Origin of the sequence: Falsiroseomonas sp. E2-1-a20 (assembly GCF_051433195.1) — a bacterium.
Lineage (GTDB): Bacteria > Pseudomonadota > Alphaproteobacteria > Acetobacterales > Acetobacteraceae > Falsiroseomonas.
This window is the reverse complement of sequence record NZ_JBHMFT010000042.1, coordinates 1-26,367: the sequence shown is the minus strand read 5'-3', so window position 1 is coordinate 26,367 and position 26,367 is coordinate 1. Positions and strand designations below refer to the sequence as shown.

The window sequence follows — 26,367 nt, the reverse complement described above, 5'->3', positions numbered from 1 at the left end:
TTACGCGCCTTCACTCTGGCCTCAGCCTTGGTGGGAGCAACATTGCTGACCGCGGCTCCCGTACAGGCCGCGCCGATGCTGTACGAGGCTGTCCTGACGCCGCTGAGCGGCTCGGGCGTGTCGGGCCTCACCAGGCTCAGCCTCGACGGCAACATGCTGACCGTCAACATCACGGCGAGCGGCCTGACCCCGAACCAGACCCATATCCAGCACATCCACGGCCGGTTTGACGCTGCTGGTAATCCTGTCGACTCCTTCACGCCGACGCTGGCGCAGGATACCGACGGCGACGGCTTCATCGAACTGGCGGAGGGCCTTCCAACCTACGGGCCGATCATCCTGAATCTGGATCAGCCGCCGGGCTCCGGGCAGTTCCCCACCGCACCCAATGGCATGGTGAACTTCACCCAGACCTATAACCTGTCGAACAGCCCCTCCTTCGCGGCAGGTTTTGGCAGCGAGGATCTGCTTCCCCTGACCCTACGCGAGATCGTCCTGCATGGCAGGCTGCTGAACTCCGAGACCGGCCTGGGGTTCGGGCCTGGCGAGGCGGATGGCACGCCGGGATACAAGGTCGCGCTCCCCGTGGCATCCGGCGAGATCAGGGCCGTGCCAGTGCCTGAACCCGCCTCGCTTGCGCTGTTTGGCGCCGGCCTTGTGGGCCTTGGCTTGGTGCGCCGCGCCCGTGGCAAGAAGGCCTGAACCGGCTACGGCCTTCGTGCCAAAGCGACGCGCTCAGCATCTGCTGGGCGCGTTTGCACTCCGGGCTTTCTGGTCAGCAACCGCCTTGCCGTCCCCTTGGCCTGATCGCTCCTGAGGGCAGAGCGTCGGTTGTCAGATAAGCAACGCGAAGCTCGAACTTTTCAGGAACGCCGTTGACCGTTTGGGAGCGCTACAGCGAGCGGCTTGCGCCGGGTTCTCCCCGAAGCGGTCCCTTGCTGCGGTTGTTGGCACCTCAGGGACGGTGGCCGAAGACGAAGCCCAGGCGGCGTGCCAGCAGGTCGAGGTCGAACGGCTTGGTGACGACGACCGCGTCGTCCGGCAGCGTGACCCGCGCGTAGCCTGTGACGAAGATCACCGGCAGCCCCGGCAGCCGCCGCTGCGCTTCCTCCGTCACGGCGCGCCCGTCCATGCCGTTGGGCATGCCGACGTCGGTGACGAGTACGTTGGGCCGCAGCCCCTCGTCCAGCAGGCGCAGCGCGGTCGGCCCGTCGTTCGCCTCCACGACGCGGTAGCCGAGGTCGCGCAGGTACTCCGCCGCGGGCCCGCGCACCGCCGCCTCGTCGTCCACCATCAGCACCGTCTCGCCGCGGCTCCGCTGTACGGCGGCCTGCGCGTGCCCGCCGCGGTCTGCCAAGAGCGCTTCGGCCGGCGTGAGCGGCAGCAGGATCCGCATCGTCGTGCCACGCCCTGGCGCACTGGCGATGCGCAAGACGCCACCGGACTGGCGGACGAACCCGTGCACCTGGCTCAGCCCGAGGCCGGTGCCCTCGCCCTGCGGCTTGGTGGTGAAGAAGGGCTCCAGCACGTGCTCAAGGACCTCCGGTGTCATGCCCGTCCCGGTGTCCTTGATGCGGATCGAGACGTAGTCGCCCGCGGCAGCGCCTTCGTGCGGCGCGATGTCCGCCGCCGCGAGCCGGACATCCGTGGTTGCAATGGTGAGCCGGCCGCCCTGCGGCATCGCGTCACGCGCGTTGATGCAGAGATTGAGCACCGCGCTCTCCAACTCGCTCGGGTCGCAGAGTATTTGGCCGGCGCCGTCGCACAACTGAAGGTCGAGGGTGATCGAGGGGCCCATGGTGCGGCGGAGCAGGTCGCCTATCCCGCCGATCAGCGCGTCCACGTCGACCGACCGCGGGTCCAGCCGTTGGCGCCGTGCGAAGGCGAGCAGCCGGCGCGTCAGCCCGGCTGCTCGGGTCGCCGCGTCGCCTGCCGCCTGCATGTAGCGCGTCACGTCCGGCACCCGGCCTTCCGAGAGGCGGCGCTGCGCCATCGCCAGGGCACCGCTGACGCCTTGGAGCATGTTGTTGAAGTCGTGCGCGATGCCGCCGGTGAGCTGGCCGATCGCCTCCATCTTCTGAGACTGGCGCAGGCTCTCCTCGGCGGCCATCAGCTCCGCTGTACGCTCGCGCACGCGGGCCTCCAGTTCCTCGCCGGTGCGGGCCTCGCTCTCGCGCAGCGCCGCCTCGCCGCGGGCACGCTGGATGGCCGCCCAGGTGCGCTCCGCCACGCCGCTCAGCAGCTCCGCATCGCCACGGGTCCATAGTCGGACGCGAGTATCGGCCGCGAGAAGCACAGCGGCCAGATGCCCGTTCCGCAGGAGGGGCGCGCCCAGCGCGGAGCGCATGCCCAGGGCGCCGTAGGTCGCCTTTGCCTGCACGCTGAAATGCTCGGAGTTCGTCAGGTCCGGCATCTCGAGCACGGCTCCCGACTGCATCAGATCGAGGAAGTGCCGCTCGCCCGACAGGTCGTGTACGCCTACCATTGAAGGCAGACCATCGCGGTGGAAGTCGCTCCAGACGGTCACGTGCGTCCCGCGGTCATCGAATTCGTTGAAATAACACCGGTCGACGCCGAGCCGCCCGCCCAGAAGCCGCGCGGCCTCCGCATGGATGTCCGCAGGATCGGTCAACGACGCGAGCGCATCGCTGAGCTGTAGCTGGAACGCCTGCCGCTCCTCGCTCTCGCGCAGTGCCGCCTCGGCGCGCCGGCGGGCGCCGATGTCGATGTTCATCCCGACCCATTTCTCGACCCGCCCCCCCGCATCGGGCACGGGGGCGGCGCGGACATTGGTCCAGCGCCAGCCGCCGTCGGGGGCGCGAAGACGGAACTCGGCGTCCACGAGCCCGCGGGCCGCGACCGCCTCCCGCCATTGCCGACTGGCATAGGCCCGGTCGTCGGGATGGATCGCGTCCAGCCAGCCGTAGCCCAACCATTCCTCCAGGGTCTGGCCGGTATAGGCACGCCAGCTCGGGCTGTCCGCGACGACGACACCGTCGGCATCGGTTTCCCACACCGCCTGCGCCCAGCTCTCGATCAGGAGGCGATGCCGCGCCTCGCTCTCGCGCAGCGCGATGGAGGCCTGGCCAGCGACGAGGCCCTCGCTTGCGCTCTCGAGCGCAGTGACTGCCACCTGAGAGGCGATCAGCTGAGCCTGCCCCTCCGCGATGCGCCGGCCCAGCGAGACGCCCAGTTCCGCAGCCCGTCTCCAGGCCGCGGCGGCATCGATTTCGGCGGTGGTGGTCCGCGCTGCGCTGGCTTCGAGTTCGCCGGCGTGGCTGAGGGTCTCCGCCCGGCTCGCCTCGTCCTGGCGCGTCAGCGCCCACTTGGCCTCGGCTAGTTCCTGCCGGAGCCGCTCGATCTCCTCCCCACGCGCCATCCACTCCCGGCGGAGGTCCTCCGGCATCGGATCGGCGCCACGCTGGTCATCCATGGCCGTCGGGCGCAGCGGGCACCCGCCGCGCGTCCTTCGGCTCGGCGCCGGTGCTGCCCGGCTCCTCGCGCTGCAGCAGGCGGAGCGCAGTGCGCACGACCTCGCTGGCGCTGCGATAGCGGCCCGAGCGCACGCGGTCGCCGACGTATTCCGCTAACTCGCGGGTGAGGGAGACGTTGAGGGAAGAGGGTCTGTCGGTCATGGCGGAGCTCCGTGGCTGCAACGCAAGTGTTCGCCGCCAAGTGTCCAGCTTTGACATTGAAGGCCGCCCCCTCGCGTAAGCGTGATGGGAGCACCTGCGTGCCCGTGGACAGCCGGTGCTGGACGAACTCTTCGCCCACACCTCACCGCTGACCTGGGAGCACATCGGCTTCTCGGGCGACTTCCTCTGGGACCGTGCCGCAGCCACCGCCGGACGTCGCCGGCCGCTCCGCCAGGGCGGCGGCAGGGTGGCCGCATGACCGGCGTTCCGGACCCATTCACCCTATCGCGTTGTTCATCTGACAACCGACGCTCGCCCCTCAGGTAGACGCCCGCCCCCCGCAGACGCTGGCTGGAGTGCTGGCGAAGGCGCAAATGGCGATCGCACTGGCGGGGCAGGAGCCGGAGCCCGCTACCGCATGGGACAGCATGCCGAACGCCTGGGCGCGCGATGCGGTGCAGGATCTGGCGCGCCTGTTCGGGGGACGCGCAGCATGAGCGGCAGCACCGACCTCAGCCGGTGCCTGGCGGCAATTCCGACTTGTCGCCGGCCCTGTCGGGCGCCGCCATGGCGTTGGAGCTGGCGCTGGCCGGCGTGGATGCGCTGGCATCGCTACAGCGCTCCTTCCCCGACCTGACCGTCACCTGGTGCGCGCAGTCCGACGTGCTGCAGCCCGAGGCGAAGTCCCGCGTGCTGGACGGGCTGGCGCGGGCTGGGTTGCCGCGCTGAGTTCGGGGCTTTGCCGAGCGCCGCCCTGGGACCGCTTCCCGCTCAGAGTCACCCGAGAGCGCCTTATCGTCTGATTTTGGAATGGTTGATCCTCTGAGCAAGCCAGTGATGCCATCATCCGAGGGGCTGCCGATATGGCCGGCTGCATAGGCAGCAAAGGCCTTCTCTGCCGTGAGGTCGTCCAGCTGCGCCGCGGCAGCAACCCGGGCCAGACCGGGTCGTCCAAGCGGGGGCTCCAGCTCCACGAGCCGGCGCACCTGCTCCGCGCCCTCGACGGTGCGGACGAGGTCAAGCGGGGCTTCTCGCAGATGGCCGCGCTGCTGTCATAGGAAGCCGGCCACCGCATCCGGCCGGCGGCGGCCTCCGGCTGCGTCAGCATCCGCAGCGCCAGATGGGCAAGGCGGGCGCGCGCAGCCTCGCCACCGACCGGCGCGGCATCGCTCCGCAGCACCGTCGCCGCGCGGGCCGACCTGGAGGCGCCGGCCCTGTGGGAGCTGGCGGTCCGGTCGAGGGCCTCGGCCACCTTGGCCAGGAGGGCGGCGTCCGATGGGTTCGTGAGCTCAGTCTCAGCGGGCATGGTCACCTCACAAAGCTCCTACCCTATGGAGGGAACATGGCCCTCTGGCCGGAGCCGGATTGGAGGCCACCCCTCCCCTTTGCCTGGCTGCAGGGAATGGCGACGTCCGCAAACGGCAGGAGCCACCGGGCTTGGGCGGCAGGAAGAGGAGCATCCACGGCCGCGGTGCCGGGCGATGCACAGCGGCAATCGCGCGCAATTTCATTCCCCGCAGGGTTTTCCCGCGGGTTTTCGGCCCTTGCGAGGGTGCGGGAAGATGTAGCTGTATCGCAACGGGATTCCTCATCTAGATTCGAGGCAGGACCGCCTTCGCGTCAACGGTGTCTTGGTGCCTGGCCGGGTAGCCAGGAGACATGGCGCTTTGTCCGACGCTGAAAGCGGGGTGGCCCGCTTTCCTCTTGCCCCCGGCCGCAGGAGGGCGAGGGCACCCCACAAACGGCAGAAGCCGCCAAACCGGTGCGGTAGCAGGAGGAGCGTCCATGGCCGTGATTTCGGTCACCAAGCAACTGCAACTGCTCCATTCCCTCTCCCGCACCCCCCTCTCCCGCACCTCTCTCCCGCACCCCTCTCCCGCGGCTTTTCGGCCTCCGCAGGGTGCGGGAGAGGCGGCACCCCCACGACGCCGATAGCCTGGCCCCTGACAAGACAACGCAGGTCCAGATGCGGAGCACCCCATCGCCGCCACGTCCCTCACGCCGAGACTGGAGAATGATGTCAGGCTGGTTCCGACTAATGCGGAGGCGGAAAGGCGGAGCAGGCCCTCGTGGAGGCCGCCGGTCGCTGAGCCGGCGGTAGACCTGCGCGCCGAACCAGGCGCCGGCGAGCATGCCCGGCAAGGCGCCCCCCAGAGTGCCGCAAAGTCCCCCACCTAAGTCCCGCGGCTATGTGGCCTTTACAAGGTGCGGGACTCGGCGCCGCTGCGGCGCCAACAGCCCGGCTCTTGGGGGGACACCGCAGATCCGGAACGCTTCTCTCCCCTGCGGCAGTCTACCCACACCAGCCTCACGGAAAGGCGTCCCTCAACCGAGGGGCGAGGTCAGGCAGGCGGCAGCCGGTCACGGGCGAGTGCGGAAAAGAAGGCCACGCCGTGCGGAAGCCCGGCATCGTCGAAGTCGTAGGCGGGATTGTGCAATGGCACCGCCCCGGGCGTGCCGGGGGCCCCGTTGCCCAGGTTGACGAAGCAGCCCGGCACCACGGCCAGCAGGCGGGCGAAATCCTCCGATCCCATCACCGGATCGCACGCCCCGTCCACGGCCGCCGCCCCGAACGCCACCCGCGCGGCCCGCAGGGCGGCTTCCGTCTGCTCCGCAGCGTTGATCGTCGGCACGAACTCCCGGCTGTAGGCGACCTCGGCGGTAGCCCCGTATCCTGCCGCCACCGCCTCGGCCGCCTGCCGCATCTCCGCTTCAATGGCTGCGCTAACCTCCGGCCGGTAGCTGCGGCAGTCGCCCTTGATGCGGACCGTTGTCGGGATGACATTGCGCGTGCCATCCGTCAGAAACTCGGTGACGGACACCACGGCGGGCGCCGTCGGGTCCAGCCGGCGCGACACGATGGTCTGCAACGCCAGCACGACCGCGCTGCCGGCGACGATGGGATCGACGCCTTCGTGCGGCCGGGCCGCGTGGACGCCCCTGCCGTGCACCGTGATCTCGAAATTGTCCTCAGCCGCCATGAAGGGGCCGCTTCGCGTGGCCATGTGGCCCAGCGGGAGGCACGGCATGTTGTGGACGCCGTAGATCTCGTCCATCGGAAACAGCCGCAGCAGGCCATCATCCAGCATCCGCGCCGCGCCCCGGCCGTGCTCCTCGGCGGGCTGAAACACGAAGTGGATGGTGCCGGCGAAGCCCCCGCCGGAGGCCAGCGCCCTGGCGGCCCCGAGCAGCATGGCGGTGTGCCCGTCATGGCCGCAGGCGTGCATTCGTCCTGGCGCCCGCGAGCCGTAGGCGCGGCCCGGCACCTCCTGGATGGCGAGCGCGTCCATGTCGGCCCGGAAGCCGATGACGCGGTTGCCGCTCCCGGCCCGCAGCGTGCCGACGACGCCCGTTCCGCCCAGGCCGCGATGCACCTCCAGCCCGAATTCAGCGAGGCGCGCGGCTCGCCCACCTCAAGCGCATCCTTGGCCTGAGCAGGCTGCGGCTACGAGGTCCGAATGGTGCCCGTGATGAGTTCCACCTCGCCGCCGCCGCGCAGAACCTCCGCAAGCTCGCGAAGCTGCTCCCGCTGCCCACGCCAGCACCCACCGGCTGATGCGGTAGCGTCAGGAAAGCCCGAACCGCGGTCACCCGTGCCGAGCAGGCACCGACCCCAAAGCCGGTCCTCCCAGCCCTTTTTCAACGGAATCGACCCAAACCGGTCCTTCGTGCGCACCGACGCACTGCCATCGCACATGCGCCGAGGCGGCGTCACAGGTATACCAAGCCGCCACTCAGGGCGCCGCGGAAAGTGGGCGCCCTTGACGCAAGTCACCTCTCACCGCGGCCGGGTCAGGTCGGCAGGCCACGCCCATCTACGGCGCCCCTTCGATCGCGCGCAGCAGCGTCGCTACGCGGCGTAGCGCCTGCCGGGCCGGGACCGTGTCGCCTTCATGGCCGAGCAGGATAAGGGCCTCAGTGCCGAGGAACGCGGTGCCGACCAGCGCCGCCACCTCGGCGGCCGTGAAGGGTCCGAGGCCGCCGAAGCGCTGTCCAGCCTCCTCCGCCAGGCCGGTCAGCAGGTGGTACCAGCCCTGCAGGTTGGCACGCACAGCGGCCGCCACCTCTGGGTTGGACCAGCCGGCCGCGATCATCTCCTGCAGCACCCGCACATAGCCGGAGGCGAGGTCCTCCTCGAGATGGTCACAGGCGCGCTCCCAGCGCGCGGCGAGCGGCATCGGCTCGGCGAAGGTGGCGGCCTGGCGCTGCAGCAGCCGGCGGTTCTCCGCCTCCAGCAAGGCGAGCACGAGACCCTGCTTTGAGCCGAAGTAATAGGCAATCTGGCTGAGCGGCGCGCCGGCGAGATCTGCGACTCGGCGCGTGGAGAAGCGGGCATAGCCCTCCTGCAGCAGGCAGTCGCGCGCCGCCGTCAGAAGCTGCGCCCGCGTTTCGCCACGCACCGGGGCATCGCGGGGCGAGTCATTCATGCTTGACGGTCTCCCATCCGGCTGAAGTATGCTTTCGGTCGGACGATCGAACAAGGGGGCGCCAAAACCTTGCCGCCCTGAAGGAGGAGGCCCCGGGTCATGCGCGCGAAGCTGCCGGCCGAGGAGGGGTTCGTCGAGCGCGACGGCGTCAGGCTGCACTACGAGATCTACGGCGACGGGCCGCAGACCCTCGTCTTCGTGCCGCCCTGGAGCATCGTGCACGCCCGCGTCTACAAGGCGCAGCTGCCCTATTTCAGCGAGCACTTCCGCTGCATCGCCTTCGATGGCCGCGGCAACGGCGGCTCCGACCGGCCGGACGCGGTCGAAGCCTACGCGCTCGATCACTTCGTTGCCGACCTGCTGGCGGTGATGGATGCGACAAGGGTGGGGCAGGCCATCCTCGTCGGCCTCTCCTTCGGAGGCCTGCTCGCCACCATCGTCGCGGCGCAGCATCCGGAGCGGGTCAAGGCGGTGGTGCTGGCCGGCACCTCGGCCAGCATCGGCCCCGGCTACCCCTACATGGCGCCGGAGCACTTCCGCTCGCAGCCGAACGATGCCAAGGGCTGGAACAAGTACACCAGGGCGCATTTCCTCGCCGACTATCCCGACTTCGCCGCCTTCTTTGTCTCCAACATATTCTCCGACCCGCATTCGACCAAGCAGATCGAGGACGGGATGGAGTGGGCCGCGGGGACGACGGGCGAGGTGCTGGCCCGGACGGTGCAGGCGCGCACGATCCCGCCGGGCTTCGACGTCAGCGAGACGATGTATCGCCGCATCGCCTGCCCGGTGCTGATGATCCATGGCGACGACGACCACATCCAGCCCTATGCCCGTGCCCAAGCCGTGGCGGCGGCGACAGGCGCGGAGCTCGTCACCATCCCGGGCGGCGGCCACAACCCGCTCGGGCGGTATCCCGGCAAGTGCAACGCACTGATCGTCGATTTTCTCGACCGCCGGCTCGGCGTCCTGGCCCCGAGACGGAAGGCGCCGCGGACGCGGCCGGCGAAGCGGGCGCTCTACGTCTCCTCCCCGATCGGCCTCGGCCATGCGCGGCGCGATCTCGCCATCACACGCGAGCTGCGCCGCCTGCACCCCGACCTGGTGGTGGACTGGCTCGCCCAGGATCCCGTCACGAGGCTGATCGAGGCTGAGGGTGAGCGGATCCACCCGCTGAGCGCCCGGCTCGCCAGCGAGTCCCGGCACATCGAGCTGGAAGCCGGCGAGCACGAGCTGAATGCCTTCCAGGCGATCCGCCGCATGGACGAGGTGCTGGCGCTCAACTTCATGCTGTTCCAGGACGCCGTCGAGGAAGGCGACTACGACCTGGTGATCGCCGACGAGGCGTGGGACATCGACCATCACTGGCATGAGCACCCGGAGCTGAAGCGGGCGCCGCTGGCGTGGTTCACCGACTTCGTCGGCTACCTGCCGATGCCCTCGGGTGGCGAACGTGAGGCCTTTCTCGCCTCCGACTACAACGTCGAGATGATCGGGCATGTCGAGCGGCATCCGGGCGTGCGCGACCGCGCCATCTTCGTCGGCGACCCGGAGGACGTGATCCCGCGCGACTTTGGCCCCGGCCTGCCGGCGATGCGCGACTGGGTGCCGCAGCATTTCGCGTTCGCTGGTTATGTCATCGGGCAGCACCCCGAAGCCTTCGGCCCGCGCGATGAGCTGCGCCGCGGCCTGGGCTACCGGCCGGACGAGCGCGTCTGCATCGTCACCGTCGGCGGCTCCGGCGTGGGGACGCACCTGCTGCGCCGCATCCTGCGGAGCTACCCGCTCGTGCGCTCCAGGCTGCCGGAGCTGCGCATGGTGGTGGTGGCCGGCCCTCGCATCGACCCGCGCTCGCTCGAAGCGCCGCAAGGGGTGGAGCTGCGCGCCTTCGTGCCGGAGCTCGATCGCCACTTGGCCGCCTGCGACCTGGCGCTGGTGCAGGGCGGCCTGACGACCTGCATGGAGCTCGCGGCCGCCGGCACGCCCTTCCTCTACTTCCCGCTGCGCAACCATTTCGAGCAGACCTTCCACGTCGCGCACCGGCTGGACCGCTATGGCGCCGGGCGCCGGATGGACTTCGCCGCCGCGACGCCCGAGGCGATCGCCGATGCAATGGTAGAGACGCTGGCGAAGCCGCCCGCGCCCCGCCCCGTCGGCGCGGACGGTGCGGCGCGTGCGGCACGGATGCTCGCCGATCTGCTCTGAGCGGAGGCCAAGCCATGAACCAAGACGTGGACAGCCTCGACCCGGCCGACTGGGAGCCGATGCGCGCGCTCGCCCACGAGATGGTGGACGCCGCCGTCGTCCACCTGCGTGATGTCCGCGCACGGCCGGTCTGGCGCGAGATGCCGGGCGGCGTGCGCGCTGCCTTCGCGACGCCGCTTCCGGAGAAGCCTCTGCCGCTGGGCGGGGTCTGGCGCGAGATCCGTGAGGCGCTGCTGCCCTATCCGATGGGCAACATCCATCCGCGCTTCTGGATGTGGTACATGGGATCCGGCAGCTTCACCGGCGCGCTTGGCGAGTTCCTCGCCGCCATTGAGGGATCCAACCTCGGCGGCGGCAACAACGCCGCGACGCTGATGGATGCGCAGGTGGTGCGCTGGGTCCGCGACATGATGGGCTTCCCCGAAACGGCATCCGGCACGCTCGTGGATGGTGGCTCGAAGGCCAACATCATCGGTCTCACCGTCGCGCGCAACGCCATGGCCGGCGTGGACGTGCGGGAGGAGGGCGTCGCCGCCATTCCCGCCCCGCTGCGCTTCTACGCCTCGAGCCAGGTCCATAGCTGCCATCAGAAGGCGGTCGAGCTTCTCGGCCTCGGCAACCGCGCGCTGCGGCGGGTGGGCACGGATGAGCATCTGCGTCTCGACCTCCGCGCGCTGGAGGAGGCGATCGCCGTGGACCGCGCCGGCGGCCTCAAGCCTGCCTGCGTCATCGGCACCGCCGGCACGACCAACACAGGCGCCGTGGACGACCTGCGGGCCATCGCCACGCTCTGCCGTCGGGAGGGGCTCTGGTTCCACGTGGATGGCTGCATCGGCGCGCTGCTCCGCCTCGCGCCGGATCACCGTCACTTGGTCGCCGGGCTCGAGGAGGCGGATTCCCTTGCGCTCGACCTCCACAAATGGCTGCACGCGCCCTTCGAGGCCGGCTGCGCGCTGGTGCGCGACGCGGCGCTCCACCGCGGCACCTTTGCCGTCCACCCGGAATACCTGGAGGAGAAGCCCCGTGGCGCAGCGGCCGCCGAGTATCCGCACGACTACAACCTGCAGACATCGCGCGGCTTCCGGGCCCTCAAGCTCTGGATGATCCTGAAGGAGCACGGCACGGCGAAGTTCGGCCGGATGATCGACCGCAACATCGCCCAGGCCCGCCGCCTCGCCGCGCAGGTGGAGGCGCATCCGGAATTGGTGTTGATGACGCCCGTGACCATCAACGTCGTCTGCTTCCGCTACGCCCCTCCCGGTCTCGACGAGGTCGCGCTGCGCGCCGTGAACACCGAGATCATGCTCCGCCTGCAGGAGGAAGGAATCGCCTCCATCTCGGACACCGAGCTCTCCGGCCATCACTGCCTGCGCGCGGCGATCTGCAATCACCGCACGCGCGACGCGGATCTGGAGTTGCTTGTGGATGAGGTGTTACGGCTCGGCCGAGAGGTGCTGTCCGCCCCTTGAGATGCTCCGCAGAGCCAAACGGCCGCAAGAACGCCACAGGCTCGGGAGGGTACCCGGCGCTGAGGCAGCCAGGATGTCTGCAATCCGCCCCCGCCCGCGGTAGGTCAAACCCGCGGGCGGCTACGGGGAAAACCGACCCTGAGCGGACTCTCAACGCGACAGACGCAGCACAAAAATCCTGCGCTCGGCTCACTCATCAGTCCGGAAGACCGGCACGCCGTAGGGCGTCAAGAAGGCGAGCTTTCAGCTCTCCCTGCAAAGGCGTCACCCTGGCCATGGTGCTGACCCGAAACTCGGGCGCGATCGCAAGCACTTGGCGCGCGAGCGTCGCAGCTTCGTCGGCGCGGCCGAGCGCGATCGCGGCGCCAATGATAACCCTGAGATTGGACACGTGAAACGGGCTCGATGCCGCGGCGCGTTTACCGAGCCATAGTGCAGCCTCATGATCGCCGAGAGCATAGAAGGCTGTAGACAGGATGTGCTCGTGAAAGAAGGTGAGGGGATCCGCCGGCGCGAGGCGGAGCGCCCGTTCCGCGCGGGAGACCGCCTCCTCCGCGCGATTCAGCCAGATGCGCAGCGCTGCGCTGAACGACCAGGAGAGCGCACAACTCGGGCTGGTGGCCACGGCGCGGTCGAGTAGCCGCTCGGCATTCGCGAAATCGTGCCTGAAATAGCCGAGCGCATGGCCGCGTATCGCCATCGCCAGCGCGTCGTTCTCGTCGCGTTCCAGAGCTTCCTGCGCAAGGCGGTTGCTTGCCTCCCCGTCGCCTGCCGGGTCGGGCGACCATCCCTGAGCGGCACGGAGCACGTGCAACCAGGCGAGGTAGGTTCGCGCCAGGGCAAAGCCAGGGTCGGCCAAGATCGCCTGCTCCAGCAGCGTGCGGCCCTCCTCGAAGGGACTGCGATCGAGCCGGTGAAACCTGTCGAGTCCCCTCAGCACGAGGTCGTAGGCGGTGAGGTTTCCCGGCGGCTTGCGCAAAGCCCGCCGCAGTTCCTGGGCACGGACCTGCGGCGCGATAAAGGCCACGACCTCCTCTGCGACGCGGTCCTGCAGGGCAAAGAGGTCGGACGCCTCGCCCTCATAGCGGTCGCTGCGGATGACCGTGCCCGTCTCGCAGTCTGAGAGCTCGGTGGTGATGCGCAGGCGCCCGGCGCCGCGCTGCACCCCTCCATGCAGCATGTAGCGCACGCCCAGCCTGCGGCCGACTTCGCGCGGGTCTGCCGTGACCTCGGCAACGGAAAGAGCCGACCCGCGCGAGACAACGACGATGCGCTCGAGGCCGGAGAGCACGTGCACGATGCCCTCGATGATTCCGTCGGCGAAGTATGCATCCGCTGCATCGTTGGGGTCCTGGCGGAACGGCAGCACAGCAATGGAGGGCCGGTCCTCCGGCAACAGTGCGGCAGGGTTCCCTGATCGCGCCGGCTCGGCCTCGACCTCTGCTTCGAGCAGGTAGCCGCGACCTTTCAGGGTCTTCAGCAGGTCGCCCCCAACCGCACCCAGCGCCCTGCGGATCTCCACCGCGCACTGCGTGATGCTGTCGTCGATGACGAAGAGACCTGGCCACACGGTGTCCAGGATCTCCTCCCGCGACACAACCCGGCCAGCATTTCGCAACAGCAGGAGCAGCATCGCCAACGCTTTCGGGCGAAGAAGCGTCTCACGCCCATCGGGCGCGAAGACCGCGCCTCGATTTGCATCAAGCACGCAGCAGCCGAAGCGAACCCTGCCGGAACCAGCTGTCATCGCTCTCCCACATAGGCTCCGGTGCAAGCGACTGCTTTTGGGCCGCGTTCGGCATCACCCTTAGACAGGCTATCGCAATTACATCCCGTCTGGCCACGCAGCGCTGGAGCGAAGAATCAGAAGAGGATGTGCAATCCTGAATTGGAGCCGTTTGCACGGAAGCGAAGTCGCAGGCGAATGATCTGGGATGCGGCTACGCCGAATGCTGCCGATGTTCATTCACCGCCCGATGCGGCCCTTCCACCCCGAGGGGCGGTTCACTGGTATAGGGATCGGTGTTCCGTGCTCCGGGCCGGGGTTCCCGCAAGCCGGCTTGTCGAACGGCCGGGCCACATCAGATCCGTCACATGACGCACATGCTTTGGCGGCCGCGCGCGGCCCTTGTCACGGGAGCGTCGAGCGGCATCGGCGAGGCCTTCGCACTGGCGCTGCCCGGCGGGGCGGGCCTTCTCCTCACGGGCCGGAACTGACGCGCTGGCAGCTCTCGCCGCCGGGCTGTCGGGCGTCGATCGCAAGGTCGAGGTGATCGCCGCCGACCTGGCGACCGAGGATGGGCTCGACGCCGTGGCCACCCGGGCGGGCGAGTTCGGTGTCGACCTGCTCGTCCTGAACGCCGGGACCGGGCGCTTCGGAGACTTCCTCGCGCAGCCCGAGGCGGCGTTGCGCGAGACGGTCGGGGTGAATGTCCTCGCCCCGGCGGTGCTCGCGCGCCGCCTCCTGCCCGGCATGATCGAGCGCGCCCGGACCGCCGGCCGGAGGACGGGCGTGATCGTCGTGTCCAGCAACACGGCCTTCGCGCCGGTGCCGCGGCTGGCCGCCTACGCCGCATCGAAGGCCTTCGATCTGTCGCTGGCCGAAGCGCTGGCGGCCGAGCTCGCGACAGAGCCGGTGGACGTGCTGGCGCTCTGTCCCACCGCGACCCAGAGCCGCTTCGCCGACCGGGCGGGTTGGGGGCGCGGCATCCCAGGCGCGCAGAGCCCGCGGCACGTCGCAGGCGCAGCGCTCCGCGCACTTGGGCGGCAGCGCACGCTCGTCCTCGGTCCGATCAGCGGGACCTTGCTCACCGCGCCCGCCCTCGTCCGTGCCGCCATCGCGCAGGGCATCGCCCTGGTCTTGCCACGGCGATAAGCGAGGCCACGATGACAGGTGCGGGTCCGGCCGGGCTCGACCCAACCCGGACTCTCGCAACACGCCGACGGCCGGACGGGAGGTGCCATCTCGCGCCGAAAGGTCTGATCCTCGGAGCGGTTTGCCTGACGTTTTCATTCTCCTCGGTGCACGGACCGGATACCGTCTGTCGTCCGGAAATGGTGGTGCCCGGCCCAAAGAGGCACGGCGCACGCATCAAGACCGCTCCGGATGGAAGCCTGAACGAGAATGGGAGGGACGGCCTTGCAACGACATCCATGGTTCGCGCTGCCCAGCGTGCTTCTCGCCGCAGCCGCACTCGCCTCGCCCATCGCCGCGCACGCCCAGGGCGGGCCGAACCTGACAAGCACGACCATCGTGCAGGGACGGGAATTCGTCTGGGACATGGCCTTCCTGCCGGACGGCACGATGTTCTTCACCGAGAAGTGCCGCGGTCTCTCGGTGCGCCTGCCTTCGGGCACCACCCACGCGCTGCTCGGCATCGGGGGGTCGCAAGGCTACGCTGATACGGCGGCCGACCTGTTCTGCGACGGCCAAGCCGGTCTGAGCGGCGTGGCGGTCGACCCGGAGTTCGCGCAGAACCGCTTCATCTACATCTACTCGGCGTCCCGGATGACGGCGCCGGGCACCAACCGCGTGCTGCGGCTCACCGTCAATGCCGACCTGACGCGCGTCGCCGACCGCACCGACATCGTCAGCGACATCCAGTACAAGCCGCGGCCCTCCGACCACCCATTCGGTGATTCGGGCGCGCATAATGGCGGGCGGCTCCGTTTTGGGCCTGCTGACGGCTTCCTCTACGTGACGACCGGCGATACCCATAACGGGCCCGTGCCGCAGAGCCCGACGCTGATCGGCGGCAAGGTGCTCCGGATCGACCGCGACGGGCGGCCGGCCACGGGCAACAACGCGCCGGCCGGCTTCGATCCGCGCATCTTCACCTATGGGCACCGCAATCCGCAGGGCATCTGCTTCCGCCCGTCCGACAACCGCCTCTTCGCCGCCGAGCATGGCCCCTGGCACAGCGACGAGGTGACCGCTCTGGTGCCCGGCGGCAATGGCGGGTGGGATCCGCGCGCCAACGTCAACGGACGCGGCGACTGCCCCGATGGCTATTGCGGCTACAGCCCGAACCAGATGGGCGCAATGCCGAACGCCGAGCGCGCGGCCTTCATGCCGATGACCGACCTGCGCTCCTATCCGAACGCGATGCGGCCGGCCTGGGTCAATGACGGCATGTCGCAGGGCATGTCCTCCTGCACCTTCCTCAACGGGGCGCAGTGGGGCGCCTGGAACGGGCGGATGGCGGTGACCTATCTCGGCATCGGCATCCATGGGACGCCGGTGGGCAACCGCGTGGACATCCTCGACATCGCCGCGGATGGCCTGTCCTCGAACCGGACGAGCATCCCGCTGCCGATGCCGGCCACCCGCTTCCGCTCGTCGGTGCAGGGGCCGGACGGCCACCTGTATCTCGGCACGGACACGGGCGAGATCTTCCGCTTGAGCCCGAACTGAACCGTGACGGCAGCCGGCCGCAGGGTCCGCAAGGCGCCCTGCGGCCGCCCAGCATTCCATCCTGTCCGAGGCCCGGCTTCCCTGCGCCCGGCGCGGCTTGCCTGGCGCCGGCAACAATGCGTGCAGCCGCGATCGGCCCTGCCCGCCGGCCTCGGCCCGAGGTCGTTCGCCTGATCCCACTGTTCTGCTGCAATGCCGTCCGGCCTGGACGCCACAGCATGAAGGCCCTTCCGATGATCAAGTCCCACCGACTCGCCCTTGTTCTCGGCGCCGTCGTCATGTCGTCGCCGGCCTTGGCAAGCGCCGATCTGGCGCGAAGCAAGAACTGCATAGCCTGCCATCACGCCGAACGGCGCATGATTGGCCCCGCCTACACCTTGATCGCCGCCCGGTATGCCAATGACAGCGCCGCGGTCGGGGCGCTGGCCGAACGGGTCATCGCCGGCGGCAGCGGAAACTGGGGGCAGATGCCGATGCCGCCGCAATCATCTCTCTCGCGGGAGGAGGCCGAAGCGCTGGTCAGGTGGATCCTGTCACACCGGTAGCGTTGCCGCTGGCGATACACGAAGAGGCCGCTGCGACTGAATGACCGCTCCCCCGCCAGGAGCGGACATTACTACCGCCCGACCTCCCGGGCGCACCTTCTAGCGTAGATGAAGCTTGGCGCGATTGGTGTCCTGGTTGTTCGAAACTGAGGGCGCCTTCGGCCGCGCAACGCTCAACCGTGAGCGGCCGGGCGGCACCCAGCACGGCGCGGGCCGGCGCGAGCGGATGCGCCGGCTCGACGACGTTCAAATCGTCACGCGGCTGCCGTCGAAGCGCGTGAAGGGGAACCCATCAAAGGGCTCGCGTAGGGTGAGGCGGATCTCCCGCAACATCGCGATCGCCACCTCCTCGCCAATCGCCATGGAGGCGGCTGCGTCGGACCTCCAATGGATGCCGCCCCAATTGCGGGCGTAGCCGAAGTTGGTCGCCAGCTTGTTCAGCTCGCCCCCCAGCGTCAGCGGCGGACCAGCATATGGTATCAGGCGCGTCGGATCCTGCGGGTCAACCTGCACCGCGTTCTCAATGACCCGGCTTTCGTCGAAGAACGCCTTCAGTACGGTGATCATCGCCGATCCGACCGACGAGGCGCCGCCCGGATAAGCCGAGAAGTTAGGTGCACCATCCGGGTAGATTTGCGACAGCAGGACGGTGCCCTGCTTAGCCCGCGTCCGCTCCAGCGCCTCCGAGCGGAGGAAGGCATCGTGCAGCGGGTAGTCGGTCACGCCGTTGACGATCCGCTGATGCGCAAGCCCGCCATAGGCCTCCGGCCGAAGTGTGCGATGCACGAAGTATTTCTGCCAGTAGACAGCGCGCTGGGTCGCGCTGCACGCGTCCGCCATGACAGCCGTGACGTGGAATGGGCTGAAGGTCGCGCCCGGGTTCATCCGGGTCAGGCGGCGGTAGGGGTTCGAGGGATTGGCCGCGGGCTGCGCCGCCGGGAACAGCCCACCGTAGCGCGGATCGGGCGCAAAGGCGCCGGTCGTCAGCAGGAGCAGCGCCATCGTGTTGAAAGGCGGCACATGCCGCACCCATTCGGCAAGGTCACGTCCCGTTGCGATGTAGCGCGGCGTCGCCTCGTAGGTGACGCCGCGGCGCGGCGGCTCGCCGTTCTGCGCCCGCAGCCAGTCCTCCCAGCTCGTCAGGAACTCGCTCTCCGGCGTCGCTGGGCGCATGCGCGCGCTCATCCACTGCGCGCCGCAGGGCACGTCGCGCAGGAGGAATTGCGAGATCATTGGGCCATCGAGCACGCCAACCGGCGTCACCACGCGGCCCTTCGGGTCGTTGTCGTCGAAATAGACGGCCGTGGGACGGAATAGCGTCGCCGGCGTCACGCGCCCCCCGGCCTTGGGGCCGCGGAAGTCGCCGAGCCGGTTCAGCTCCTCGCAGGCGGCGAGCACACCCGAATGCGTGCTGCCCTCCTGGAACGCCGTCAGGGGGACGTCGCGCAGCAGCGCCTGCCAATAGACCTCGACCGCCTCCGCCGCGCGTTCCGCGCTGGCGAGCGCCGGCGGCGCCGGGCTCGCGACCTGGGTCGGGTCGGGTCCGCAGAGGCCGACGGCCAGCGTGCCGATCGGGTTGCCGAGCCGGCGGGTGCCGCCGAGCGGCACCTTCTCGAAATCGGCCGGATCGCCGATCTCGCAGGCCCCGAGAAAGGCGCGCCACGCGGCAGGATCCACTTCGCCGCGCGCATCATGCGGCAGGCTGCGCGTGTCGGAGCCGATGGCGCTGGCGTAACGCTCCTCGTCGCCATTGGTCGGGTGCGGCGTTGCCGGTAGAGCAGCGGCGACGCGCGCGCAAGCCTGGCGAATCTCGAGCGCACGGTCATGCACCGCCGCCACGAGGGGCCGGCCCGCCGGGGCTTTGCCGGCCGGCTGCGCCGCCGCGGGCTTGATGCTGGGCGCGCCCGGCGAGATCGCTGAACCCAAGGCAAGCCCTGCGCCGCCGAGTAAGACGCGGCGTGGCAGCCCTGGCTCGGCGGTATGTGTCTGCGCCACGCGGCCTGTCGGGGCCGCGATCGAAGCGTGAACGCTCATGCTGACCTCCTGCGCTGATGGGCAAGGCAAGCTGCCGGCAACCATGCGGAGACAGTCTGGGCGAAGACAGTCTGGCGCCAGGCGGAACCCCGCCAGCGCGAACGGCGAGCCCTCTTCGCAGCCGCCAACACCGAACAGCATAGCGCTTCAGCCCGGGTCCCAGCAGTGAAATCGGCGGCCGACGAATCAGAACATCTGCTCCGCCCAGACCTGATCTACGCACGGGTACCAAGCGTCAGGTTTCGATTATTGCGCGCCGCCTTCGTGCATAGGTTGCTTTGCCAAGTCGCGCTCCTGCAGGTCCGCCGTGGCGTCGCCCGATGAGGCGACTGTCAGTCTCGTCGCCCCCTCCGCATCGCGCATGGAGAGTGCCGCAAGCAGCGCCTGCTGGTTTTTGACCGCCCGCGCCAACCAGCCCAAAGCCCAGCCTGAGGCGCAACGCCTCCACCAGCGCCAAACTTCGCACCATCACATCCGCCGCATCCGAATTCCCGGCAATCACCAGCAGGACACGGAAGGTCTGGTTCGCCGGGATCGCCGCCTTGGTATCGTCGGCGCGCGCCGACGCATGTAATTAGGCATCGGTCGCAGCCCGCACCTCAGCGTCAGCCAGGCTGGCACCCCTCTCCCGATCCGTACATGCGGCTTCCGCCTCGCGGATCAGCGCGCTGAGGCTTGCGACGATCCGCCGCGCCTGGCCGCGCAGCCTTTGCCCGGCGATGGCCTCGGCGCTGCGGCGCCCATGCTTCCACGCCGCCTTGCGACACCGCTCCAGCCCCTCCGGCGTCCGCGCGCCGGGCTGCTGCTTGGTTTGGGGCGGGAGAGGGTCGCTCACTTCCGACCCCCCTCCCCCGCTTCAGCGTGCCCGCGACCACCGCCTGCCTGCCTTCCTGCACCGTGACGTGCTGCACCGTGACGGTCTGCCGACCGCCATTCCGCAGCCGATCCAGGGTCAGTGCCGCGCGCTGCGAGCATTCGAGCAGCCGCGCCGCTGCCCTCGCCATCCGGGCCGCCTCGATGCTCTGCGTCTGCTGTCGTTCCTCGGATGCCCAAGGCACCACCAGCGCCAAGAAGGCATTCGCCTGGGCCAGCATCTTCGTGCCGACCACATGCGCCGCCGCCATCTGATGGACCAGGTTGCGCTCCAGCGCCGTCTGCGCGCCGATGCTTTCCCCCAGCTCCAGGGCCAGCGTGAGCGCCGGCTCGGAAACCGAGGACGTCAGCATCATCCGCTGCTCGCTGGCTTCGGCGGCCAGCATGTCGGGTGGTTGCTGCACAACCTTCTGGAACACGTCCGGCCCAAACTCCGGCGCCGGCGCCACCACCACCTCGCCGCTGTTGCCCCGCAGTAGTGGAGCCCCGGCGGCGAGCAGCGGGTCGCATTGGCGGTCGGACTGACGCTCGAGGTAGGCAGCGTCATGATCCTCGCGGTCCGCGCCGGCATCGTCGCCGACATGCCGCATCTGGCGGGCACGCTGGCGCCGCGTGGTGGCTGTCGCCCTCAGCACACGGGAGAACGCACCGCTGCCGTCACGGATGGGCATGCCAGCCAAGCGGGGCAGGCTAGGATCATGTGGGACATCCGGATCGTCACTCACCCTGGATTCTTCCTGCCTGTGCGGATCCAGGTATACCAAACTCCTGATGCTCGGGAATCTACTGGTGCCGCCTCTTTGTGTGCTGCTTCAGCAAGCTCAAGCAGCTCCGCCTCCATCCGCCTCCGGATCAAGTTCCAGTTCCAGCCTGAGCCACGGGGATAGGGCGATCTACCGGTTCTGCGACAGAAAGGAGCGCGGGTAGGCGGGGTCCGATCTGGCACAGACCGGCGCACGTGGCTCATCGGGGACGCGAGCTGCCGCTCGTCGGCCAAGACGTGAGCCCGCGCGCCACCGAGTCGTTCGCAGGCGGTGCATGAGGAGGGGTTTGACCGCCAGCTCCGGGCGGCGGTCTGGAGACGGCACGACCCCGCCCCGGTGGATGCTACCCTCGGGGACACCGCCCGTGTCGGTGACCGGGTCTCGCGCCGTTCAGCCGCTCGCGCCAACTCCGCCGAGGGCGGCGTTCGACTGCTCGAACAGGCGCATCGTCTTCTCCACGCTGTAGGGACCCTCTCTCAGGGTCTCGGGATCCCACTCGCTGCGCTCCACGGCGAAAAAATCGCCGCCGTAGACATGGATCGCCCCGGTCAGGCGCGGGATTGGGTTGGTGACGGAGTGGATAAGGTCGCGGCCGAGCGCGGCGCAGTCGCGCGCCCGCAGCGCCTGTGCGCCGGCGGCCTCCAGCCGGCCGGCCGCCTCGTCGGGCAGTCGGCGCCAGTAGATGTTGTCCTCGCAGCCCGTGTACATGCCGATCACCGCCCACATGCGGTGGTTGTGCGGCATGACGGTCATCATCGGGCCCCAGACCACGTTGAGGATGGTCAGGTCCGGCGAATGGTGGAGCTTCTGCACCTGGGCGCGCGCGGGCTCCCCGAGCCCCTTCAGCACGGCCCCGGGGGCGGAGACGGCGCGGGCGACCACCTCGCGCACAGCGCGGTGGCCGCCCCGCTCCTCGGCAAGCGCGGCACGGCAGTCGGCGACGAACTGGTCCAGATCAAACATGGCCCGGTCTCCGAGACGAGGATGGAGCTGCCGAACCGGGAGACGTTACGGGTTATGCGGGAGGAGGACTGCGACCCGCGATCTCGGGGGCGTCCCACCGAGCGGCATCGCAGAGCATCGCACCCCCTGTGTGGGTCCGTCCAAGGCATAATTTTTCTATCTTCCCATGCCGCTCTGGCATGATTGGGCCCATGGATCTCAGGCGCCTGCAGACCTTCGTGGCCGTGGCGGAACGGGGGAGCGTCTCCGGGGCGGCCGAGCGGCTGCGCATCACCCAGCCGGCGCTGTCCCGCCAGATCCGCGACCTGCAGCGTGACCTGGGGGTGTCACTGTTCCAGCTCGTCGGCCGACGCTTGCTGCTCACCGGCGAAGGGGAGGAGTTCCTGGTGCACTGCCGCGGCCTGCTCAGCCATGCCGAGACGGTGGCGGACCGGGCGCGCTCTCTGGCACGGGGCGAGGGCGGCGTGCTGCGCGTGGCCGCTACCCCGCAGGTGATTGAGAGCGTCTTCTCGGGCTTCCTCGGGCGCTACGCGCGGCTGCGCCCGGGCGTACAGATTAGGCTGACCGAGGCCGGCGGCGTGGAGCACGCCGGCATGCTGGCGCGCGGCGAGGTCCACCTGGCGACCGCCATCCGGCCGGCCGACGACGGGCGCTTCGCGACGCTGGCGCTGCCGCCGGTGCAGTTGCTGGTCGCGCACGCCCCGTCCTACGGGCTCTTGGCGGAAGGCGGCGACCTGGACGTCAGCCTGCTGGCGCGCATGCCGCTGCTGCTTTTGCGCCGCGGCTTCGGCACGCGGCAGATGTTCGACGCGGCGTGCCACCTCACCAATCTCGACCCGGTGATCGCCTTCGAGGGCGGTGCGGCGCACGCGCTGCTGGCCCTCGCCGAGGCCGGGGTCGGGGTGGCCGTCCTGCCCTCCACCGTGCGCACCGGGGGCAGGCCTTTGCGGGTCTCGCGCCTGACCTGCCGGGGCGAGCCAGTGGAGGCCGACTTCGTGGTTCTCTGGGACGGGCGCCGCCCACTGCCCCGCTACGCCGAAGGTTTCCCGGAGGCGTTCGACGCCTACGTGCGGGAGATCTGGCCGATTTCCAGGCCATCGAGCGACGCAGGCAGCGCTGTTGAATAATTCGGGCTAGCGAACTACGCCTTCACGCTGTTCATCGCCGGGTGTCGGCATGCACGTTGCCATGGCTGTCCTTCCTCATGAACAGCGGCGCCAGTCCCGCCAGCCCCAGCAGGCCGAGCAAGCCCCAGTTGAAGCCGTCGTCGCGCCTCTCATCAATTCGCGTGAAAGGTCCCGTGGTCGTCGGCGCCGTGGCGGTTTGCGCCAGGGCCGTCTGCGTTAGGGCGGGTCCAATCATGAGGGCCGTCACCAGGGCTGCCGCGCAAGGACCTGTGCTCTTGGACATCGTCCATCTCCCTCGCCTATGTGGCGGTCAAGGAAGAACGCCGAAGTTGCCCGGACTGTTGCGCAACCCCCCATCATTTTTGGTCTCTGCGAAGCGCGCGCCATGGTTGCCGTGCGCGACCTGACGGCGCCGCCGTGCATATACGGCGCATGACCGATCGACCCTGTGCACAGTTCCAAGACCACTCCAATTTGGTGGCAGGCACGCCGCCCTGCCGCGCCTACCGGCGACCGCCGGTCATTGCAGTGTCACCCGAAGCCCAAGGCCAATGAAATCTGACCCGCTGCCGCGTGGTGCGATTAGTCCGAAGATTCCGGACCGGTGGTGCACTCGCGGCACCAGGGAAACGTTCGGCAGAAGAGGGTGCGAGAACTCCGCCTCGAGAGCGAGGTAGTTGAGGAACTTCCGCGGCTCTTGGTCGTGCGCCGCACCTTCGTAGGTTGGACGTGCCAGCGCATAGGACAGCCCCTCGCCGATCCCAATGTTGAATCGGCCCTTGGTCAACGGGATCGGGATTTCGCGTGAGCGCCACAGAAGCGCCAGCGTCACCTCACCCTGGTCCTGAAGCCCGAAGTGACGCCCGACCTGCCCCTCCAGTTCGATAGAGCTGCCGTCGATCACCGGACTGATCAGCGGCCAGTCCGTACGCAGCTCGCTCACGAGCACATTGTTCAGCAGAACTGAGACGAAGTAAGAATCCTGAAACCCTGCATCCTGCGACCCTAGTCGCTGGGTGGCGCTCGGCTCGTTCACTGAGAACCACTGGCCGGCAAAAACTGTTGCGAACCACGTCCGATCACGCGTGGCACTCTGGGCGTCGGCAGGAGACGACATGAGCAGACACAGGGCCAAGTACGCACCTGCTATACGCGAGTAGTTCCGCATCGACGATCCTCCGAACTGGCAGGGCATGATGCCGCCCGAACGCAGCCTCCACCATCCGGTGCGAGAAAGCATTCAGCGCCAATGCCGGGTCCGGCTCAGTCATCAGGTGCGGCTTTTGTTGGAGCGGTGTCCTGTCATGTTACCTAATGCCGAAACGCCAGCCGCGATCCTCGAGGACATGGCGCGGCTGCGCACAGAGTTTCTGCAGCAGGGCATGACGACTGGCCAGGCGGCGAAGGCAGCACACATGCTGGTGGGCTTGGTCGCGACGCTGAAACGGTTGACGGCGGATACGGCGAGGCATGCGAGATGATAAGGCCCGTGTAGGACAAGCACGCCTGCACCATCTGATTGTGTCGCCGCCCCAGGGCTGGGTGCGCCATCAAGTCTGCGCCTCGGCCAGCGACGCAATGCCTGGTGGTCGGCCCGGCCGGCGCGAACGTTCGGCTGCGGCTGGACGGCTGGGCGGCCTCGAGCGCGATCTCGCAGCCATCGCGCCGGATGCTCTGAGGGCGGTAGCTCGCATCACGCCACAGAGGGGAACACTCCGGGATTCTGCTTGCGGCCGAGGCTGGCCGCTTGTTAGGACTCCTTTGGGTTTCGACCGGACACGTCGGCGTTTGCCTCGCCGTCCCGGCGTCGGCGGCTCCCGATGCGTTCCTCCTCTGGGAGGCGTTGTGATGAGCGGACTCGGGCGGCGCACCTTCCTCAGATCCTCCGCCGCGGGCGCGGTGCTCAGCTGCGCCGGAGTACTGCCAGCAGCAGGCCAAGCCACCGGGCCAGTGCAAATCCCCACGGTGGACCGCCTGGAGGCGCTGGTGCTGATCGACAGCAGCCAGGATATTTTTCTCGCCCCGCAGAAGGTCAACGGGGTCGAGGCGCAGCGGGCGCGCGGCACCGGCGGCTTCCCGCGCCCCTTGCACAATGAGTGGGGCCTGTCCCTGCTTCTCACTTCCGAGCGCGCGGGGGAGGCGGGTGGGCCGCGCACCACCCTGCTCGACTTCGGCTACACGCCCGAGGCGCTGCTGAACAACATGGATCGCCTCGGGGTAGAGCCGCGCAGGATCGGGACGCTGGTCCTCAGCCACGGCCACTACGACCACTTTGGCGGTCTTATTGGCTTCCTCCGCCGCCACCGTGAGGCCCTCCCCGCTGAGCTGACGCTCTACGCAGGGGGTGAGGACAACTTCTGCCACCGCTACTCCGGCGCGCCCGGTCAGCCGGCGCAGCAGCTCGCCGACTTTGGCGTCCTCGACAGGCGGGAGCTGGCCGCGCAGCGGGTCAACGTGGTGCTCGCCGACCGCCCCACGGTGATCTCCGACCATGCCTTCACCACCGGTCCTATCCCGAACTTTGGCTTCGAGCGGGTGCTGCCCGGTCCGGTGGTGGAGTACGCCGCCCGCGATGGCATCGGCTGCAACGCCCAGCATTTCGCCCCCGCCGAGCTGCAAGGGCGCATCGTGCGGGACGAACACCACCATGAGCACGCCACCTGCTTCAACCTCCGTGACCGTGGCCTTGTCGTCATAACCTCCTGCGGTCACCGCGGCGCCCTGAGCAGCATCCGGAAGGCGCAGGAGGTTTCGGGGGTGCGCAAGCTGCACGCGCTGGTCGGCGGTTTCCATCTCGGCCCGGCGCCGGCGGACTACATCGCCCAGACGGTGGCCGAGCTGAAGGAGTTGAACCCCGATGTCGTCATCCCGATGCACTGCAGCGGGCTCGGCTTCGTCAACGCCATGCGCGAGCAGATGCCCGACCGGCTGGTGCTGTCGAGCACCGGCACCCGCCTGATCTTCGGCGGCACCTGAAAGGCCCGCGCCACCGTGGCGGGCGAAGCAGCACGCCGATCCGGGCAGCGGCGACGCGCTATTGTATCGGGCTGCGCCGCCTGGCTTGTCCTGGCCGGCGCGACGGTAAGACAGCAGGCCAATGCCGAGACGACCGATGAGCCCTCCGCTGAGGCGCTGATGGACGACCTCATGTGGGGCCGCGGGCATATCGGCGGCCCGCTCGACGGCCTGACCGACCACACCGGCACCAGAAGCAGAGAGACAGACTTCCTCGGCCGACCAACGTTGCTCTACTTCGGCTACACACACTGTGCCGACGTCTGCCCCACCGACCTGCAGGCGATCGCCGAGGCGGCCGAGCTGCTCGGCAGGGATGCCGGCATGCCCGTGTGGATGCTGTTCATCACGCTCGACCCGGAACGCGACACAGCCGAGCGTCTTGCTGATTACGTTACTCTTTTCCACCCAGCCTTGGTTGGACTCACCGGCAGCCCTGCGGAGATCCGTCGCGTCGCCCGCGAGCACAAGGTCTACTTCCGGCGGGTCGAATCGCCGGACGCCTCGGACTACCTGCTGGATCACAGCGCCTTCATCTACCTGCGGGGTGCGGACGGGCGGCATCTCGGCTTTTTCCCGCCCGGCACGCCGGCCGAGCGCATCGCCACCGCGGTTCGGATGCAGGCCAATGGAGGAGCTTCCCTTCGCTGACCGGCCAGCAGACCGCGTCAATCACAAGCCGGGCGCATTGCCTCGCCTAATCTGCTTCCTCGGGACGGATCCGTTGCCTCATGAACGCAAAGAGCCCCATGACCTCGTGGTGAGGTCATGGGGCTCTGGGCGCCCTCCGCTGGGGAGGGCTGGGAGGGGCGGCTACTCCGTCGCGCGGCCGTGGCCAATCCGGCCGCGGCGGCGCTGCGCGAGCACCAACGCCTGGAAGGCGCAGAAGCTGGCTT

General features: G+C 69.1%; 22 protein-coding genes and 2 pseudogenes. 14 read left to right on the top strand and 10 right to left on the bottom strand.

Annotated elements, in window-relative coordinates; genetic code table 11:
- Positions 1–702 (top strand): PEP-CTERM sorting domain-containing protein (locus tag ACFHPP_RS26495; protein WP_437166247.1); only part of this gene is annotated, 702 nt, incomplete at its 5' end.
- Between the two features lie 253 nt (positions 703–955).
- Here the strand turns inward: ACFHPP_RS26495 and ACFHPP_RS26490 are convergent.
- Both ACFHPP_RS26490 and ACFHPP_RS26485 read right to left on the bottom strand, forming a co-directional pair.
- Complete coding sequence (locus ACFHPP_RS26490; RefSeq protein ID WP_437166246.1) at positions 956–3,433, bottom strand: ATP-binding protein; 2,478 nt, start codon at positions 3,431–3,433, stop codon at positions 956–958.
- Positions 3,426–3,635, bottom strand: a complete 210-nt coding sequence (locus ACFHPP_RS26485; RefSeq protein WP_437166245.1) for a type II toxin-antitoxin system ParD family antitoxin — start codon at positions 3,633–3,635, stop codon at positions 3,426–3,428. Before ACFHPP_RS26485 ends, ACFHPP_RS26490 begins: the two co-directional genes overlap by 8 nt.
- 115 nt (positions 3,636–3,750) lie before the next feature.
- Here ACFHPP_RS26485 and ACFHPP_RS26480 point away from each other — a divergent pair, with 115 nt between their 5' ends.
- The 3 genes from ACFHPP_RS26480 (at position 3,751) to ACFHPP_RS26470 (ending at position 4,364) form a co-directional block, all read left to right on the top strand.
- Positions 3,751–3,894, top strand: coding sequence for a hypothetical protein (locus ACFHPP_RS26480; RefSeq protein ID WP_437166244.1), 144 nt, complete (start codon positions 3,751–3,753; stop codon positions 3,892–3,894).
- Positions 3,895–4,009: 115 nt separating this feature from the next.
- Positions 4,010–4,132 (top strand): hypothetical protein, encoded by a 123-nt coding sequence (locus ACFHPP_RS26475; protein ID WP_437166243.1) that lies wholly within the window; start codon positions 4,010–4,012, stop codon positions 4,130–4,132.
- Between the two features lie 43 nt (positions 4,133–4,175).
- Positions 4,176–4,364 (top strand): hypothetical protein, encoded by a 189-nt coding sequence (locus tag ACFHPP_RS26470; RefSeq protein WP_437166242.1) that lies wholly within the window; start codon positions 4,176–4,178, stop codon positions 4,362–4,364.
- Positions 4,365–5,977: 1,613 nt separating this feature from the next.
- Here the strand turns inward: ACFHPP_RS26470 and ACFHPP_RS26465 are convergent.
- A pseudogene (locus tag ACFHPP_RS26465) lies at positions 5,978–7,021 on the bottom strand (amidohydrolase); the annotation flags it as partial.
- 20 nt (positions 7,022–7,041) lie between these two features.
- Between ACFHPP_RS26465 and ACFHPP_RS26460 the strand changes: the two are divergent.
- A pseudogene (locus ACFHPP_RS26460) lies at positions 7,042–7,191 on the top strand (IS5/IS1182 family transposase); the annotation flags it as partial.
- A 259-nt stretch (positions 7,192–7,450) separates the two neighbouring features.
- Here ACFHPP_RS26460 and ACFHPP_RS26455 read toward each other — a convergent pair.
- Positions 7,451–8,062, bottom strand: a complete 612-nt coding sequence (locus ACFHPP_RS26455) for a TetR/AcrR family transcriptional regulator (protein ID WP_437166241.1) — start codon at positions 8,060–8,062, stop codon at positions 7,451–7,453.
- Positions 8,063–8,161: 99 nt separating this feature from the next.
- On the opposite strand from ACFHPP_RS26455, the gene ACFHPP_RS26450 reads away from it, so the two are divergent.
- Entirely contained in the window at positions 8,162–10,267 is a 2,106-nt protein-coding gene (locus tag ACFHPP_RS26450) for an alpha/beta fold hydrolase (protein WP_437166240.1), read from the top strand.
- Between the two features lie 14 nt (positions 10,268–10,281).
- Positions 10,282–11,736, top strand: a complete 1,455-nt coding sequence (locus ACFHPP_RS26445; protein WP_437166239.1) for a pyridoxal phosphate-dependent decarboxylase family protein — start codon at positions 10,282–10,284, stop codon at positions 11,734–11,736.
- A gap of 196 nt (positions 11,737–11,932) precedes the next feature.
- Here ACFHPP_RS26445 and ACFHPP_RS26440 read toward each other — a convergent pair whose 3' ends face one another.
- On the bottom strand, positions 11,933–13,483 hold the full coding sequence (locus ACFHPP_RS26440) for a winged helix-turn-helix domain-containing tetratricopeptide repeat protein (RefSeq protein WP_437166238.1): 1,551 nt from the start codon (positions 13,481–13,483) through the stop codon (positions 11,933–11,935).
- Positions 13,484–13,864: 381 nt separating this feature from the next.
- Here ACFHPP_RS26440 and ACFHPP_RS26435 point away from each other — a divergent pair, with 381 nt between their 5' ends.
- From ACFHPP_RS26435 to ACFHPP_RS26425, 3 genes are all read left to right on the top strand, one after another.
- Positions 13,865–14,611 carry an SDR family NAD(P)-dependent oxidoreductase gene (locus tag ACFHPP_RS26435; RefSeq protein WP_437166237.1) on the top strand — a complete coding sequence of 249 codons (747 nt, stop codon included), beginning with the start codon at positions 13,865–13,867 and terminating at the stop codon, positions 14,609–14,611.
- A gap of 264 nt (positions 14,612–14,875) precedes the next feature.
- Positions 14,876–16,150 carry a PQQ-dependent sugar dehydrogenase gene (locus tag ACFHPP_RS26430; protein WP_437166236.1) on the top strand — a complete coding sequence of 425 codons (1,275 nt, stop codon included), beginning with the start codon at positions 14,876–14,878 and terminating at the stop codon, positions 16,148–16,150.
- Positions 16,151–16,368: 218 nt separating this feature from the next.
- Positions 16,369–16,695 carry a c-type cytochrome gene (locus ACFHPP_RS26425; protein WP_437166235.1) on the top strand — a complete coding sequence of 109 codons (327 nt, stop codon included), beginning with the start codon at positions 16,369–16,371 and terminating at the stop codon, positions 16,693–16,695.
- A gap of 246 nt (positions 16,696–16,941) precedes the next feature.
- On the opposite strand, the gene ACFHPP_RS26420 is transcribed toward ACFHPP_RS26425, so the two are convergent.
- The 3 genes from ACFHPP_RS26420 to ACFHPP_RS26410 all read right to left on the bottom strand — a co-directional run bounded on the left by ACFHPP_RS26420 (position 16,942) and on the right by ACFHPP_RS26410 (position 21,329).
- A complete protein-coding gene (locus ACFHPP_RS26420) occupies positions 16,942–18,870 on the bottom strand; it encodes a hypothetical protein (protein WP_437166234.1) in 1,929 nt (642 codons plus the stop codon).
- Between the two features lie 464 nt (positions 18,871–19,334).
- Positions 19,335–20,192 carry a hypothetical protein gene (locus tag ACFHPP_RS26415; RefSeq protein WP_437166233.1) on the bottom strand — a complete coding sequence of 286 codons (858 nt, stop codon included), beginning with the start codon at positions 20,190–20,192 and terminating at the stop codon, positions 19,335–19,337.
- 564 nt (positions 20,193–20,756) lie between these two features.
- A complete protein-coding gene (locus ACFHPP_RS26410) occupies positions 20,757–21,329 on the bottom strand; it encodes a hypothetical protein (RefSeq protein ID WP_437166232.1) in 573 nt (190 codons plus the stop codon).
- 191 nt (positions 21,330–21,520) lie between these two features.
- Here ACFHPP_RS26410 and ACFHPP_RS26405 point away from each other — a divergent pair, with 191 nt between their 5' ends.
- On the top strand, positions 21,521–22,456 hold the full coding sequence (locus ACFHPP_RS26405) for a LysR substrate-binding domain-containing protein (protein ID WP_437166231.1): 936 nt from the start codon (positions 21,521–21,523) through the stop codon (positions 22,454–22,456).
- A gap of 31 nt (positions 22,457–22,487) precedes the next feature.
- On the opposite strand, the gene ACFHPP_RS26400 is transcribed toward ACFHPP_RS26405, so the two are convergent.
- Together ACFHPP_RS26400 and ACFHPP_RS26395 are read right to left on the bottom strand one after the other, a co-directional pair.
- Complete coding sequence (locus ACFHPP_RS26400) at positions 22,488–22,739, bottom strand: WGxxGxxG family protein (RefSeq protein WP_437166230.1); 252 nt, start codon at positions 22,737–22,739, stop codon at positions 22,488–22,490.
- A 237-nt stretch (positions 22,740–22,976) separates the two neighbouring features.
- Entirely contained in the window at positions 22,977–23,591 is a 615-nt protein-coding gene (locus ACFHPP_RS26395) for a hypothetical protein (RefSeq protein WP_437166229.1), read from the bottom strand.
- A gap of 58 nt (positions 23,592–23,649) precedes the next feature.
- Here ACFHPP_RS26395 and ACFHPP_RS26390 point away from each other — a divergent pair, with 58 nt between their 5' ends.
- The 3 genes from ACFHPP_RS26390 (at position 23,650) to ACFHPP_RS26380 (ending at position 26,122) form a co-directional block, all read left to right on the top strand.
- Complete coding sequence (locus ACFHPP_RS26390; RefSeq protein ID WP_437166228.1) at positions 23,650–23,937, top strand: hypothetical protein; 288 nt, start codon at positions 23,650–23,652, stop codon at positions 23,935–23,937.
- A gap of 505 nt (positions 23,938–24,442) precedes the next feature.
- A complete protein-coding gene (locus ACFHPP_RS26385) occupies positions 24,443–25,432 on the top strand; it encodes an MBL fold metallo-hydrolase (protein ID WP_437166227.1) in 990 nt (329 codons plus the stop codon).
- Positions 25,433–25,591: 159 nt separating this feature from the next.
- On the top strand, positions 25,592–26,122 hold the full coding sequence (locus tag ACFHPP_RS26380) for an SCO family protein (RefSeq protein ID WP_437166226.1): 531 nt from the start codon (positions 25,592–25,594) through the stop codon (positions 26,120–26,122).
- Positions 26,123–26,367: the final 245 nt, after the last annotated feature.

Excerpts from the sequence above, each read along its gene's own strand:
- ACFHPP_RS26390 (WP_437166228.1), top strand. The coding sequence starts at position 23,650 with ATGATGCCGCCCGAACGCAGCCTCCACCATCCGGTGCGAGAAAGCATT.
- ACFHPP_RS26380 (WP_437166226.1), top strand. The coding sequence starts at position 25,592 with ATGGACGACCTCATGTGGGGCCGCGGGCATATCGGCGGCCCGCTCGAC.
- ACFHPP_RS26450 (WP_437166240.1), top strand. The coding sequence starts at position 8,162 with ATGCGCGCGAAGCTGCCGGCCGAGGAGGGGTTCGTCGAGCGCGACGGC.
- ACFHPP_RS26425 (WP_437166235.1), top strand. The coding sequence starts at position 16,369 with ATGAAGGCCCTTCCGATGATCAAGTCCCACCGACTCGCCCTTGTTCTC.
- ACFHPP_RS26400 (WP_437166230.1), bottom strand. The coding sequence starts at position 22,739 with ATGTCCAAGAGCACAGGTCCTTGCGCGGCAGCCCTGGTGACGGCCCTC.
- ACFHPP_RS26415 (WP_437166233.1), bottom strand. The coding sequence starts at position 20,192 with ATGCGGCATGTCGGCGACGATGCCGGCGCGGACCGCGAGGATCATGAC.
- ACFHPP_RS26440 (WP_437166238.1), bottom strand. The coding sequence starts at position 13,483 with ATGACAGCTGGTTCCGGCAGGGTTCGCTTCGGCTGCTGCGTGCTTGAT.
- ACFHPP_RS26410 (WP_437166232.1), bottom strand. The coding sequence starts at position 21,329 with ATGTTTGATCTGGACCAGTTCGTCGCCGACTGCCGTGCCGCGCTTGCC.
- ACFHPP_RS26475 (WP_437166243.1), top strand. The coding sequence starts at position 4,010 with ATGGCGATCGCACTGGCGGGGCAGGAGCCGGAGCCCGCTACCGCATGG.
- ACFHPP_RS26405 (WP_437166231.1), top strand. The coding sequence starts at position 21,521 with ATGGATCTCAGGCGCCTGCAGACCTTCGTGGCCGTGGCGGAACGGGGG.
- ACFHPP_RS26490 (WP_437166246.1), bottom strand. The coding sequence starts at position 3,433 with ATGGATGACCAGCGTGGCGCCGATCCGATGCCGGAGGACCTCCGCCGG.
- ACFHPP_RS26445 (WP_437166239.1), top strand. The coding sequence starts at position 10,282 with ATGAACCAAGACGTGGACAGCCTCGACCCGGCCGACTGGGAGCCGATG.
- ACFHPP_RS26455 (WP_437166241.1), bottom strand. The coding sequence starts at position 8,062 with ATGAATGACTCGCCCCGCGATGCCCCGGTGCGTGGCGAAACGCGGGCG.
- ACFHPP_RS26485 (WP_437166245.1), bottom strand. The coding sequence starts at position 3,635 with ATGACCGACAGACCCTCTTCCCTCAACGTCTCCCTCACCCGCGAGTTA.
- ACFHPP_RS26420 (WP_437166234.1), bottom strand. The coding sequence starts at position 18,870 with ATGCTGTTCGGTGTTGGCGGCTGCGAAGAGGGCTCGCCGTTCGCGCTG.